Genomic DNA, 13437 nt, shown 5'->3' on the forward strand with positions numbered 1-13437 from the left:
CTTTAAACATTTACGTTTCCGCTGTTCAGACCTTCCGTCTTTTCCTCAAGTGGCAGCCAGTCCAGTGCCTTTTTGATCCACTCATCCCAGAAATCCCATTCATGGCCACCCTTGCTCTCATAGTAGACAATGTCCATGCCGCTCTCTTCCATCCGTTTATGGTAGAGACGGTTTACTTCCAGAAGTCCGTCCTCTGTTCCGCACGCCTGGAATACGGTCGGCACATTGACAGACGGATCTTTTTTCCGTGCTTCCTTTAACTGCTCGATAAGAACAGCCGGGTTTTTGTCACTCTTTGCTGCTTCGACCAGATTTCCGAAATAACCTTCTTCATGTGCAAAGCTGTCCGCTCTGCTCTCTTCCGGATTTTCCAGCACATGAAGTGCACCGGACAGGCAGATCACAGCCCCGAAGGTATCGTGATATTTCAGGCCATTTCTGAGTGCGCCAAAACCACCCATGGAAAGGCCTCCGATAAAGGTGTCTTCTCTTTTTCTGGACAGCGGAAACATTTTTCTTGTAATCTCAACCAGTTCTTCTCCGATAAACTGTCCGTGCATGGCACCGATGGACGGCTGATCCACATAAAACGCATTCTCGCCGGCCGGCATGACAACGGCAAGGTTTTTCTCCTCTGCCCATCTTTGGATTCTGGTTCCATGAACCCAGTCTGTCTCATTCCCAAAAATGCCATGCAGCAAATACAGCGTTTTAAACGGTTTTTCCTCGCGCTCCGGCTGCCCAAAGGTAAATTTGTCGACCGGCAGAATAACCTGCAGCGGTACGGTGCGCATTAAAGTTTTTGACATGAAGCTTACCTGAATAAATGCCATAATAAAAATCCCCCTGTGGATATATATTTTTCTTTATTTTACGCCTTATTTCCGCATTTCGTCAACGTGGAGTTTTGCGTTCCTCCGGTTCCGGCTTGCACCCCGAAGCAATTCACGATATAATCATGTTTATAGCAATCCCAGAAAATAATGCAAAAAATTCAGCACTGCAGAACGTGAATTACTGCGTCACGGATTTTCGTCGTACCCCGGTACGCCTTCAAATCCGTTCCTTGTAATTCGCGCCCTGCAGCACTGTCTTTTTTGCGTTATTTTCTGGTCTTGCTATAGTTTGAATTTTTTCTGTGACAAGATAAGGAGATTTTCTATTATGATAAAGTTGATTGCAACCGATGTCGATGGAACGCTCGTCAAAGACGGCACACTTCTGATCGACCCGGAATATATGACTGTTGTTTCCAGGCTTGTCGACCAGGGCATCCATTTTGTTGTCTGTTCCGGCCGCCAGTTTTCCAGTGAACAGAAGCTTTTCGCTCCGATCAAGGACCGCCTGCTCTACATCTCCGATGGCGGAACTGTCGTGCGCACACCGGAAAAGATTCTGAAAACATATCCGATGGAAACGGCACTCTGGAAATCCATGTGCCGCATGGTACACGACGAACTTCCGTCCTGCGACTGCTTTGCCGCCACCCCGGACTACTGCCTCGCCGAAGATGCCGGAAGCCGCATGTTTCACTGGCTCCGCGACTCCTACGGCTTCGATGTCCGCGAAGTACCGGATCTATCGAAGGTAGAAAACGAGGACATTATCAAATTCACAATCTACCATCCAACCTCCTGTGAAGAGCTTTGCTCCCCAAATTTCATCCCGGCGTGGAATCATCAGGCAAAACTCGCTGTCGCCGGTAAGGAATGGTTGGACTGCAACGCCCGCGGCGTCAGCAAATGGACCGGTCTCTCATTTCTGATGAACTACTTTGGCCTTACCCCAGACGAAGTCTGCTGCTTCGGCGACAACCTGAACGACATCGAGATGCTTCAGAACGCCGGCGAAAGCTACGCCGTCTCCAACGCCCGAGCGGAAGTCATCGCCTCAGCAAAACACACCTGCCCGCCGTACTGGGAGAACGGGGTGCTGCAGGTTTTGAAAACGTTTTTGAAGGAAACGACAAACCCGTTTTGAATCAAAAAATCCAGGCATCCTATACGGATGCCTGGATTTTTAATTCTCTGTTTCTTTACAGTACCCCATGCGGCGCAATGCCGATCGCAAATTCGACTGCAATCGCTACCAGGACTACCAGCAGCGAAATGATGAATCCGTGCAGCATCGGCTTTGCGCCGGAGCGGCAGAGGGATTTGAAATCGGTGTTCAGGCCGATGGCCGCAAGGGCGGCCACCATCAGAAATTTGCTGATGGTTTTTAATGCGGCTGCTGTGCCTGCCGGGATAAGACCTAAGGAGGTCAGTGCTGACATGGCGAGAAAACCTAAGATAAACCATGGAAAAATGGATTTGATGCTTACCTTTACGGCGGTTCCTTCTGCTGCCTGCGCCTTCCGTTTCAGATGTACGTTGATGGCGGCGAATGCCAGAACAGCCGGAATGATGGCGAGGGTCCGTGTCAGTTTTACCATGGTGGCGAAATCACCGGCAGCCTCGCTGAATGCGTAACCGGTGGCAACGACGCTTGAGGTATCGTTGACCGCAGTTCCGGCCCAGAGGCCAAACGCGGCATCCGAAAGGCCCATCCAGTGACCGAGGATCGGGAATACGACAATCATGACCGTATCAAATAAAAACGTTGCGGAGAGGCCATAGGCAATGTCCATATCGGTTGCCTCGATGACCGGCGCGATTGCCGCGATCGCGGAACCGCCGCAGATACCCGTGCCGGCGTTGATGAGGCTGCTCGTCTTCCAGTTCAGTCCCATTGCTTTTCCGATCAGTGCGCCAAGGCCGAAGCACGTTGCCAGGGTAAATACCATAACCGTCAGGGAAAATCTTCCGACCGTCAGCACCGTGCGGATATTCAGGCTCGCACCGAGCAGAATAATCGCAAATTTCAGGATCTTCTTCGATGTAAATTTAATTCCCGGCGCCGTCACGCTGTTCGGCTTGTAAAAGGCGTTCACAATCATACCGATAAACATGGCGATGACCGATGCCCCGATAAAGTGCAGTCCGGCGCTCTCCTCCAGGCTTTCCAGGAATTTCGCCGCAGCGGCAATCACCAGCGCAATCGCCGCTCCGGGAATCAGTTTCTTTGCGTTTTTCATAATAATAACTTCCTCCAGATGTATCGTTTTTTCTTTCTCTCTCCCCAAAACATTCCGTATTTTTCATCACGTCTGATGCTGCCACTTCCCGCTTCGATAGCGAAGGACAAAGAAAATGGCACGAACAACCCAGTCCATCGTCATGGCGACCCAGACACCGAAGACGCCGAATCCCATACGCACACCGAGCACATAGCTCATGCCGATTCTGCAGATCCACATGGAAAGAATCGAGAGAATCATGCAAAATGCCACATCATTGGACGCGCGGAGTACATTCGGCAGATTGAAGGCAATTGGCCAGATTATCATACAGCAGATGCCGTGGTAAACGATGATATCTTCCGTCATGGCTGTTGCCTCCGCAGACAGACTGTAAACGTGAAGCACCGCCGGAAGTGCCGCGATGACACCGAGACAGCAGACGATCATCAGGCCATAAATGATGATGTGCAGCTTTTTCGCATAGTATTTTACCTGCTCATAGTCTCCCGCTCCCGCGCACTGTGCGCTTACGGTCAGCACTGCATTTCCGATCGCCATACCGGGCAGTGTCTGGAAGACAGCAATCGTGTTGGACACCGCATTTGCCGCGATCGACGCTGTTCCGAACTGTGTGATCATACTTAAGACCATAATTTTGCCGAGCTGGAACATACTGTTCTCGAGGCCGTTCGGAATGCCGATGCCAAGGATTTTTTTCAGCATATGGAAATCCGGTTTTAATTTCACCGGATAAGAGCACCGCACTGGATACCGCTTATTATGTACGAGAACAAATGCTGCCGCAGCCGCGTACATACGTGAAAGCAGCGTCGGAATCGCAACGCCGTCCACGCCGAATTTCAGCGCATAGACCAGAAGCGCATTTCCCGAAATATTGATCAGGTTCATGACGATGGATATTTTCATCGGCGTTTTCGAATCACCCTGCGCACGGAAAATGGCCGCACAGCCGTTGTAAACCGCCAGAAACGGAATGGAGGCCGCTACGATCATCAGATAAATATTGCAGTTTCTTTCTACCTCTGCCGTAATGTTTCCAAACACAACATGCAGAATAAACGGCTTTAAAAGATAGACCGCCGCCATGATCACAACTGACAGCGCCGTTGTCACCAGCAGAAGCTGGTCAGCTGCCTCACATGCTTTGTGTGGCCGCTTCTTTCCGATATACTGGCCGCACACGACGGCTCCGCCGGTTGCAATCGCGGTGAACATGTTGATCAGCAGAATAAAGATTGTATCAATCAGCGACACACTCGACACCGCCGCCTCGCCGACACTGGATACCATAATTGAATCCGCCATGCCGACTGCGATGGCAAGAAGCTGTTCAATCAGAAGCGGCACAATCAGCCGTTTCAGATCCGCATTGGAGAACAGGTCACCATCCCGTTCCTTCAGATAATTCATCTTTTGTTTCCTCCATTTTCATACCTTCTCTGTTGATGATTTTTCACGCATGTGTATTACACTCATGCTGTTTTTATCTTACCTGCATTTTTACTTAAAAGCAAGAAGAACCGGCATCATTTCTTTACCGGTTCTCCATTGATTGCCTGTACCAGGACTTTGTCAAATCTTGCGTATTTTTTTACTTCTTTCATCAGCGTATCGAGGTCTTTCACAATCTGCTCGCGCTTTCCTGTCGGTCCTATGAAATATTCTCTGCTGCCCATTTCCAGCAGATTTCCTGTCGTTCTTGTCCGTACGCCGAAGGTAAGTCTTCTGCTTCCCCGCCGGTAATAAATCGTATAGGTACGCGGCACATAGTTAAACAGGGAACTTTCTATTTCAGAAACCGTATAAAATTCACCGCTCTCCTTCGCCGCCGCATACCGCCTGTCCTTCAGGCAGTCCATTTCGGCTACAGAAATAAAGCAGATCAGATAGTCCAGAAACGAAAACACAACCAGAATCAGTGCTTCCACGATTCGCCCCGTCTTTGTTTTATCCAAAATGTGAACATAGATATCTCCGTAAAATACCGCAAAGAAAAGAATAATACTCAAAATAATCTTAATCCACGGCCAGAGACGGGATTTAATTTTCCGGTTTACTTTAAAAACATTGATCCAGTCAAGCAACTGTTTTTCCTCCAAAGCTGTAATTATACATGTATTATACTACTCTCTTTCCCCCGTAAAAACAACAGAAATCCGATCACTTCCACTCTTCTCATGCTTTATTTTCCTTATACTTGACACCGTATGAAGTGAGGAGATCACAAAATTCGTCGGCACTGATTGGCATAGTACGGACACAACTAAATTGTGACTTATCAAATATCACAAAGCTAGTAAATGGATGATATGTTGAAAAAAACAGACCACTATCTTTTTGTTTTGATACGTTAAAGAAAAAATGATTTTTATATCTTTGTATAACGGAAAAATCCTCCCATACAATTTTTTTCTTATATCCCAAAAAGGCAAGTTCCATTCCCCACTTATGGATGTAAATACGTGTTAAAGCATCTACACTTCCCCATGACACTATCCCACAAATAAACATTATTCCAAATATTACCCAAAGCTTTTGAGGCAAATTATATAATTCACATTGTTTTTTTGCATCTTCCCAAAATCTTGTCATAAGATACCCGATGCCTATTAATGTAGCAACTTGTGCAAACATAAAAAACTTACGATATCCTGCTCTCATATTTTCTCTTTAATTCCTTCGATCTTTATTTTCTTTCCGTGTACTGAACACCATATGAAGTGAGCAGTTCACAAAATTCGTCGGCGTTAAGCGGCATGGTATGAACAGAACGATTTCGCGAATTATCGAATATTACAAAACTGGTAAAGGGATGAAACATTGCCCAATACGGACCTGCATCTTTTTGTTTTGACATATTGAAGAAAAAATGATTATGATATCTTCGTATAACAGAAAATTCTTCCCATTCGATTTTTTTCTTATATTTCAAAAATGAGATCTGCATTCCCCATTCATAAATGTAAATACTGGTTAAAGTATTTATAATTCCAGCAGCCGTACCAAAAGTATAAATCATAAACCACAATATCATAAGTGCTTTATCTTGCATGTTATAAGAACTAATTTGACCTTTTCCCTCTTCCCAAAAATTCAGCATAAGGTATCCGCAGCCCATAAATACCAATATACTAAAATATTTATAAAATTTACGATATCCTGCCTTCATATTTGCCACCTACTAATTTAACTTTTTGAACATTTCCGCTTTTACAACATCAAAGTTGTCTGCGCAAAGGAATCTGCACAATTCCAGATCGTAATAGCGGCTGGCGGTGACATAGAGCTTGGTGTCGTCATCGTAGCAGTAAGCACGATAGCGGAATGGATTGAGCTTTCCGATATTTTCTCCGCTGGTATCGGTCAGACCGGTCTGTTTTCCCCATATTTAAAACGAGCATTACCTCTATTAGAAATATAATACTTGTTTTTAATGAATATGCATGGAACTCATCTTTTCCATTTACCCATATACTCACCACATAGTAATTAATAATAACACACAGAATCAAATCTACACCTGTACCAAATTTTCCCCATATTACTTTCATACAATTTTCTCCTCGTTATTTCTTTCGACTGTGCAATATTCGCACCACTTGTATCCATGGTATTTACCAGTTCTCCCCCTGCATCGTAAGAATAGTTTACTCCCTGCTTTCCATCGCTGTCAATCCGTCCGATGACATCGTTTTGCAAAGATGGGATTTTATACTCTTCCCCCGTAAAAACAATATGCTTTATGGCAGTTGATCCATCCCGCTCCCGACAGCAGTCTGCCCCAGCTTTTGTTTCTGATTTCTGTGATCGTATAGCTTCCCTGGTCTTTGATGACTCCCACCACCGGGTATTCTACTCCGGGACCTGTGCGGATGTTGAGCGCCGGGTCTGTTACACGGTAGATGCCGGGATTGTATTCACTTTTCTCACTGCCGTCTTCTGTTTCCCGAATCAGACGCTGGAACCGCTCCCAGTCTCCCCGCTTCTGAATCTGGGACGGGCAGTTTTTGCTGCAGATGTCGTAATGCCGGTAAACTGCATCTGATGGAATCCCCGTCTCGTTCATCAGGTTTTTCACCAGCTCCACCGTATGTAAAAATGCGGTTTCGTAATCATATCCTTTCTGCACGCACATCTCAACCGCGATGCTGTTCCGGTTTCCATATCTGCCGAATAGATTTTTACTTCCATAATTTCTCCCGACATGCCAGCATCCTCTGCTGTGCGGCGCAGCCTGATAAGCGATCTCCCCGTCATCTACGTAATAATGCGCCGACATAATCTGAAAATTTCCCTGGTACTGCGCTCTTGCATGCGCGCGGGCATCGGCTCCGGCGGCAAAATTGTCTGTATTGTGTACCACAATACACTGCGGATGATTTTCCGACCATGTATTCTGGTTGCTACAATAGCTTCTGTCAACCCTCATTTACTCTGCTCCTCCTTTCTCAGCACATCAATCCTTGACCGCAGAACCTCAGGGATTTTCACACCCATCAGCCCTGCATTTTCCAAGATCGAAACCGCTTCATTTAAAATAAATCCAATGCAGACGGCATCCCGCAGGTAATTCGTCTGTGTGAGCTGATCCAGTTTTTCCGCGACCAGCACAAAGAACAGCATCATCCCTTTTCTGCAAAGCCCTTTCCATCCCGCACGGCTCTCCAACGTTCCGTTTTCAGATTTCGGACTCTTTTTAAAAACAACAGGAAGCAGAACACCTCCTGTGATCCAGTCAATTGCCATGAAGCAGACCAGCGTTTCCAGCGCAGCATCCCAGCCTCCAAACTGTGCCGCAAGGAAGCTGCCTGCTACGGCAAGGATCGTGCGATAAATTGATTTCATTGGCATTTCCTTCTTTCTTTTTCTAAATTTGCATATAAAAAGGGAAGTGGCTGGTAATTCGTGGATCTTACGGCCACTTCCACTCTTTTTGTATGTTATTTACTTTCCGTATACTTGACACCGTATGAAGTGAGGAGTTCACAAAATTCGTCGGCGCTGAGCGGTATGATTCCCCAGCCCGGTCCGCGGAACTTGTCGAATATCATGATACTGGTAAATGGGTGATAGGTACACCAGAACAAACTGTCATCTTTCTGTTTCGATATGTTGAAGAAAAAATGATCATTGTATCTTTGTATCACAGTAAAATCTTCCCATTCTATCTTTTTTTCATAGCCCCAAAAAGATAACATTATTCCCCATTCATAAATATAAATTCGTTTTAGTAGAAATGTCACAGTTCCATAAGCTGCTATGCTTAAAAAGAACATTATTCCTAGAAACACTATGATACTTGTTTTTAATGAATAGGCGTGGAACGCATCTTTTTCATTTACCCACAGGCTCACCCACCAATAACTACTAATAGCACACACAATCAGGTCTACGCCGGTACCAAATTTTCCCCATACTACTTTCATACAATCTTCTCCTCGTTATTTCTTACGCTTTGCCTTTGTACAAAACTATTTTTCTTCGCGCAAAGGCATCTTAAAACTTTTCTATCTAAGCGCTGGAAGTCCTATATTTTGCATTTTTCTGGAAATTGCAGGCTTATTACTCTGCCAGTTCTTCTTTTTCCCCCCAACTTTTTTTGTACTAAAGTTGATGTTGCTGTTTTTCTTAAGTGTTGATCCATTTTTATTTGCCTGTTTCTTGGGTTTTCCAAACACTCCATCCAAAACACCGCTTTTGGGATAGCTCAGTAATGGAGACTGAAAAAAGTCTGTAAAAGCACCCAATGCATTCTCAATAGTTTCATTTTTTACATATGCGTTATACGTTTTAGGTTCTAACAAGGTCATTATAGCATCGTAAAATCCTGCCCCCATTGCTCTTGCCATATCTCCTGATTCCTGATACTCTAAATATCCTCCTTTCAAACCACTTACTACTACTGAAAAGATAATTCCTTGGCTATCTCCCAAAACACTACTGATTGCACTTTCTATGGCCACCTCTGCAATTCCTTCTAAGGTTACTTTCTCATTCGCCATTCCGCACTGTACCGCATATACAAATACATCTTTTAAGATATTCCATGCTACTTTTCTGGGATCGATTCCTGGGAATGCCAGCATTAAAATTCCAAAATCACCATCATCATCTACCGCATTCACCGGATTGTTGCAACAGTACACATAAAGGTTCTTTCCATTCATGCTAAACATTTTCGCTTTTACAGCATCAAAGTTGTCCGCACAAAGGAATCTGCACAATTCCGGATCATAATAACGGCTGGCGGTGACATAGAGTTTGGTATCGTCATCGTAGCAGTAAGCACGATAACGGAATGGGTTTAGTTTTCCGATATTTTCTCCGCTGATATCGGTCAGACCAGTCTGTTTTCCCCATGCATCGTAAGAATAGTTTACTACCTGTTTTCCATCGCTGTCAATCAGTCCTATGACATCATTCTGGCTGTTGTACAAGTAATAATACTCTTTTTCTCCCTTTTTCAGCATCAGCGGGGATTTATCCGCACCGTAAACAAACTGAACCAGTACATCTCCATACTTCGTTCCCATCAGTTTGTTTCCGCACCAGTAGTTCTTATGGCTGATTCCGTTCAGGTCTTTCCACTGGACTCTGTGTCCTTCGCTGTCGTAATGGTAAACTGCTTTCTTTCCGTTTAAGGTCAGACTCTGCAGCAGGCTTCCTCTGTACCAGGTCAGTGTTCTTCCCTGATAAGCTGTAATGTTGCCGACCGCATCATAGGAAATGCTGCTGCCATTATAGGAAATAAGCTGATCTTTCCATCCTGAAGCACGGTAGGTAAACAGATCTGTCTTTACCGCATTGCCCAGTGTTCCCGTTGTATAGGAATACTCTTTTCTGGACGTCATATTCATTCCGGCATCGTAGGTATACGTAATACTCTTATTTTCCCATGCAGAATCCACACGGGTCAGTTCACTCAAAGCATTATACGTATATTTTACTTTCTGAACACCATTCTCGGAAATCGTAACAATATTTCCCACAGCATCATAAACAAAGGACAGTTTCTTTCCGTTATTGTTGATTTCTTTGAGAAGCAAGGTTGTAATTCCCGCTTTTCTTCCCGGCACAAAAGTGTACCTGTTCTTTCTGCAATGCAGATCGGCATGGAACTCGCAAAAAGACAGCCTGCTGCCTGATGGATTAACTCCATTCTTAAGGCAGTAGGCTGTCTTTTCCGCTATACCCGCTCCACTAATAACTGCTGCATCGGTGTGAGTGTTTCGGTTTTCAGTTCATTTAATTCCCTGATCTTATCCGTTGTCGTATAAAATTTCTTTGCGATATCCCACAGGGTATCCCCCGGCTTGACGAAGTAGCAGGTGATGCCCGGGAGGCTCTGCAGTTCTTCCGGATCTCGGTCTTTTTCTTCGACGTACTGCATTACCATCTCTTTTCTGCGGCGGAAGACGAGGGCGTTCAGGTTCAGTACGACTTTGGCTTCGATGTCGCTGCTGTCCGGCATGGTTGTGGAGAGCTGGTCAATGGAGGACTGGAGTTCGTAGCGGCAGTCCGGTCCGATTCCCGGGACTTCGATGGTGTGGCGGAAGGGTATGGCGGTTTCGGCGGCGTAGAACGGCATTTCGTCGTCACTGACCACGTAGAGCGCCCTGAGTTCCACCACACCGGTTACTTCGATGCCGTTTTCTACGTTTCTTTCCTCGTCGATCTTGATTTTGCCGTCGCTGTGGCAGATCTGCAGAATTTTATTTTTCGGCACGCGCATCTGCAGTTTGTCGGTCAGGCGGCATTTGGAGGAATTGCGGATCAGAAGGCTCTCCAAAGTCTCCTCCTGCACCTTTGGAATGCATTCTCGGTGCGGATGGTAAACGTCCTGCAGAAGTGATACGGTTTCTTCCTGATACAGACAGATGTCAAGTTCGAGTACGGCCTCCGCCTGCAGGACCCGCTCCTCGCCGTCGGAATCGGGCTGGATTTCGAGTGTGGTCTGGCCGAGTGTGCTTTCGATCCGCGGGATCATCTCGGAGATGCAGCCCTGGCATTCCACTTCTGCCTGGAACGGGAGCGCCTGCTCCACCCACTGCAGCGGGTGATCCTCCTCGCCGTCGCTGTACAGACAGAAGACAAAGAGTTCTCCCTGCGCACTGACCCGCCCCTCCTCAGAGCGGAGATCGAGACCGCGCACTTCCAGATCCTGCCAGAGAATCTCGTGCAATTCCGGCTTGCCGGACGGAATCGTAAGCTCCTTTTTGACACGCAGCACATCTTTTTTCTGCACTGCAAGCTCAACCACGCGGTATTCCTGCCTTTTTACCGCGACGTCGCTCTCCCCGCGGATTTCCATCGGCACGGCAAGGTCGCACAGTTCCTCGATCCACGCGTGCAGCGTGACGATCGCGCGCACGCCCAGCTTCCGCGAGTTGATGAGATGCAGGTTCAGATCTTCCACTTCCCAGGTGATGCAGACCTTGTCGCCCCCTGTCAGACCATCGAGATGGATCGTCTCGTCGATCGGAAGCTCGCCGGAGAGCTGGCAGATCCGGCGCCGTTCGCCGTCAGAGACGTACAGCAGATGAAAGGTGAGGCCGCCGAATACACGCGCTTTTCCTTCCGAAATCTGCACATCCCCGATCGTCACCTCGCCTTTTTTCTGAATCATCCGCCCCACATCGGGCCGTGCGTCCGGCACATTGTAGTCCTCGTCAAACGTAATCTGTGACACCGCTTCGCTTTTTCTGCTGATCTGATGCAGAATCTTTTTTACAAAATCCATAAGGCTCCTCCCACTCTAATCCTCAAATACGACTGAGATTCCCGCCGCCGCTTTCGTTTTCAGCACGACGTAAGGGCAGGAGGCGGCGCCTTTCTGCTCCTCCTTTGCGGCAGGTCCGACGAGTTTTGTCCGCACGAAAACGGCGTTTTCCGATTTCGATACTTCTTCGATCTGTATGGAAAAGCCTCCGCTTTTCTGCTTTCCGTAGCCGCGCAGTATGTAGAGATCGTCCCCGCTCTCGTACGCCATCTGGAACGCGGATTCTTTTTTCCTGCGCAAAATCTGATCGATTTCCGGCGGAAAATCGCCCGGCTTTACAATCGCATACGACAGTTCTTTCCGCTCGCCCTCGCTCACATCTGTGATCCGGCACGATGCCAGGAGCATCAGAATCACCGCCGCCAGAAGAACTCTTCCCCGTCTCTTTTTCTTCATCATTCCAAACGCCGCTTCCTGCTCTTTCTATCCATTGTATGACGGGCCACAGTCTTCTATGACGCAAAATCTTTTTCCGAAAAAGACGAAAGTTATTGCAACCCGCCCCATATATGACGTATACTGAAAAGTACGCAATAACTGAATATCACTATTTTTACCAAGAGGAGAAAAAGATTCATGATTCGTTTTATTCTGGTCATTCTGACCGCTTTTCTGTATCTGATTCTGTCGATCCCGGTGCTTCTTGTTCTGCTTCTGATCCGGAAGAAAAAGCCGGAGGTCTGTGACAAGGTAAGCCGTGCGCTGATCCGCTGGATTTTCCGCGTGATTCTGTTTTTTTCCGGCACGAAGGTCACCGTAAAAGGTCAGGAAAATATTCCGAAGGACCGGGCTGTTCTATACATCGGCAATCACCGCAGCTATTTTGATATCCTTGTAACCTACACAACGGTTCCGGGCTCCTGCGGATTTGTCGCAAAAAAAGAGCTTTCACGCATTCCGCTGTTAAAGAACTGGATGGAACTCATCCACTGCCTGTTTCTCGACCGTTCCGACATCAAGCAGGGTCTGCAGATGATTCTCTCCGGATGTGAGGAGATCAAGAGCGGCACTTCCATCTGTATCTTCCCGGATACCCGCGGCAAGACGGAGAGCGAGCTGGAGCTCGGCGAGTTCCACAACGGTTCATTCAAGATGGCAACGAAAACCGGCTGCCCGATCATTCCGCTTTCGATTTCCGGATCCAGAGAAATTCTGGAAGCACATTTCCCGAAGATCCGCGGTACCCACGTTACCGTAACGTACGGCAAGCCGATCATTCCGGGCGAGCTTACGAAGGAAGAGAAAAAAGAGATTGGAAATTATACGAAAAACATTCTATTAGAACAATTGAAAGAAAATGCTTGAAAATGCCAGACCCCTGCGATATAATAAATATATAAAAAGAAAGCACCCACTCCAAAGTGGATGCTCTCGAGAAAAGGGTTAAATGTTCTTACGAACACCGCCTATCCCGTTTGCCGACGGGGTAGGCATTTTTATTTTCGCTTATTTCTCTTATCGAGAAAGGTAAGCAACGCAATGATGAAGCCTCCGAAGGAAATCAGTAAAGCTAAGATTCCCAGAAAAACCATAATAATTTCGTATGCTGTCATTTACGCCACCTCCCTTCCTATGT

15 protein-coding genes are annotated in these 13437 nt (G+C 46.7%); 2 read left to right on the top strand and 13 right to left on the bottom strand.

What is annotated here, in order from left to right:
* Positions 1-2: 2 nt before the first annotated feature.
* Positions 3-833 (bottom strand): alpha/beta hydrolase, encoded by an 831-nt coding sequence (locus DWZ60_RS03480; protein ID WP_055219937.1) that lies wholly within the window; start codon positions 831-833, stop codon positions 3-5.
* A gap of 331 nt (positions 834-1164) precedes the next feature.
* On the opposite strand from DWZ60_RS03480, the gene DWZ60_RS03485 reads away from it, so the two are divergent.
* Positions 1165-1980, top strand: coding sequence for a Cof-type HAD-IIB family hydrolase (locus tag DWZ60_RS03485; protein WP_117509860.1), 816 nt, complete (start codon positions 1165-1167; stop codon positions 1978-1980).
* 55 nt (positions 1981-2035) lie between these two features.
* Here the strand turns inward: DWZ60_RS03485 and DWZ60_RS03490 are convergent, their stop codons facing one another.
* The 11 genes from DWZ60_RS03490 to DWZ60_RS03545 all read right to left on the bottom strand — a co-directional run bounded on the left by DWZ60_RS03490 (position 2036) and on the right by DWZ60_RS03545 (position 12260).
* The gene (locus DWZ60_RS03490) at positions 2036-3076 is read right to left on the bottom strand and encodes a YeiH family protein (RefSeq protein WP_118697605.1); all 1041 of its coding nucleotides are present in this window, start codon (positions 3074-3076) and stop codon (positions 2036-2038) included.
* A gap of 66 nt (positions 3077-3142) precedes the next feature.
* The gene (locus tag DWZ60_RS03495; RefSeq protein ID WP_117802371.1) at positions 3143-4492 is read right to left on the bottom strand and encodes an MATE family efflux transporter; all 1350 of its coding nucleotides are present in this window, start codon (positions 4490-4492) and stop codon (positions 3143-3145) included.
* Positions 4493-4608: 116 nt separating this feature from the next.
* A complete protein-coding gene (locus DWZ60_RS03500; protein ID WP_119221243.1) occupies positions 4609-5166 on the bottom strand; it encodes a hypothetical protein in 558 nt (185 codons plus the stop codon).
* A 91-nt stretch (positions 5167-5257) separates the two neighbouring features.
* The gene (locus DWZ60_RS03505; RefSeq protein ID WP_117804928.1) at positions 5258-5743 is read right to left on the bottom strand and encodes a hypothetical protein; all 486 of its coding nucleotides are present in this window, start codon (positions 5741-5743) and stop codon (positions 5258-5260) included.
* Between the two features lie 25 nt (positions 5744-5768).
* Entirely contained in the window at positions 5769-6251 is a 483-nt protein-coding gene (locus tag DWZ60_RS03510; RefSeq protein WP_117761627.1) for a hypothetical protein, read from the bottom strand.
* Positions 6252-6791: 540 nt separating this feature from the next.
* Positions 6792-7511, bottom strand: a complete 720-nt coding sequence (locus tag DWZ60_RS03520) for an N-acetylmuramoyl-L-alanine amidase (protein WP_055219951.1) — start codon at positions 7509-7511, stop codon at positions 6792-6794.
* Positions 7508-7927: a phage holin family protein gene (locus DWZ60_RS03525; protein ID WP_118640481.1), complete on the bottom strand. Its 420-nt coding sequence runs from the start codon at positions 7925-7927 to the stop codon at positions 7508-7510. Before DWZ60_RS03525 ends, DWZ60_RS03520 begins: the two co-directional genes overlap by 4 nt.
* A gap of 95 nt (positions 7928-8022) precedes the next feature.
* Positions 8023-8508, bottom strand: a complete 486-nt coding sequence (locus tag DWZ60_RS03530; protein ID WP_055219954.1) for a hypothetical protein — start codon at positions 8506-8508, stop codon at positions 8023-8025.
* An 81-nt stretch (positions 8509-8589) separates the two neighbouring features.
* Positions 8590-10158: an RHS repeat domain-containing protein gene (locus DWZ60_RS03535; RefSeq protein WP_119221244.1), complete on the bottom strand. Its 1569-nt coding sequence runs from the start codon at positions 10156-10158 to the stop codon at positions 8590-8592.
* 110 nt (positions 10159-10268) lie between these two features.
* On the bottom strand, positions 10269-11822 hold the full coding sequence (locus DWZ60_RS03540) for a DUF3794 and LysM peptidoglycan-binding domain-containing protein (protein WP_117804926.1): 1554 nt from the start codon (positions 11820-11822) through the stop codon (positions 10269-10271).
* Between the two features lie 15 nt (positions 11823-11837).
* Complete coding sequence (locus DWZ60_RS03545) at positions 11838-12260, bottom strand: protease complex subunit PrcB family protein (protein ID WP_022461788.1); 423 nt, start codon at positions 12258-12260, stop codon at positions 11838-11840.
* Between the two features lie 177 nt (positions 12261-12437).
* Here DWZ60_RS03545 and DWZ60_RS03550 point away from each other — a divergent pair, with 177 nt between their 5' ends.
* Positions 12438-13166 carry a lysophospholipid acyltransferase family protein gene (locus tag DWZ60_RS03550; RefSeq protein WP_119221245.1) on the top strand — a complete coding sequence of 243 codons (729 nt, stop codon included), beginning with the start codon at positions 12438-12440 and terminating at the stop codon, positions 13164-13166.
* 131 nt (positions 13167-13297) lie between these two features.
* On the opposite strand, the gene DWZ60_RS17795 is transcribed toward DWZ60_RS03550, so the two are convergent.
* A complete protein-coding gene (locus tag DWZ60_RS17795; RefSeq protein WP_226906323.1) occupies positions 13298-13414 on the bottom strand; it encodes a putative holin-like toxin in 117 nt (38 codons plus the stop codon).
* Positions 13415-13437: the final 23 nt, after the last annotated feature.

It is taken from the genome of Blautia sp. AF34-10, from assembly GCF_003477865.1.
Classification (GTDB): Bacteria; Bacillota; Clostridia; order Lachnospirales; family Lachnospiraceae; genus Fusicatenibacter; species Fusicatenibacter saccharivorans.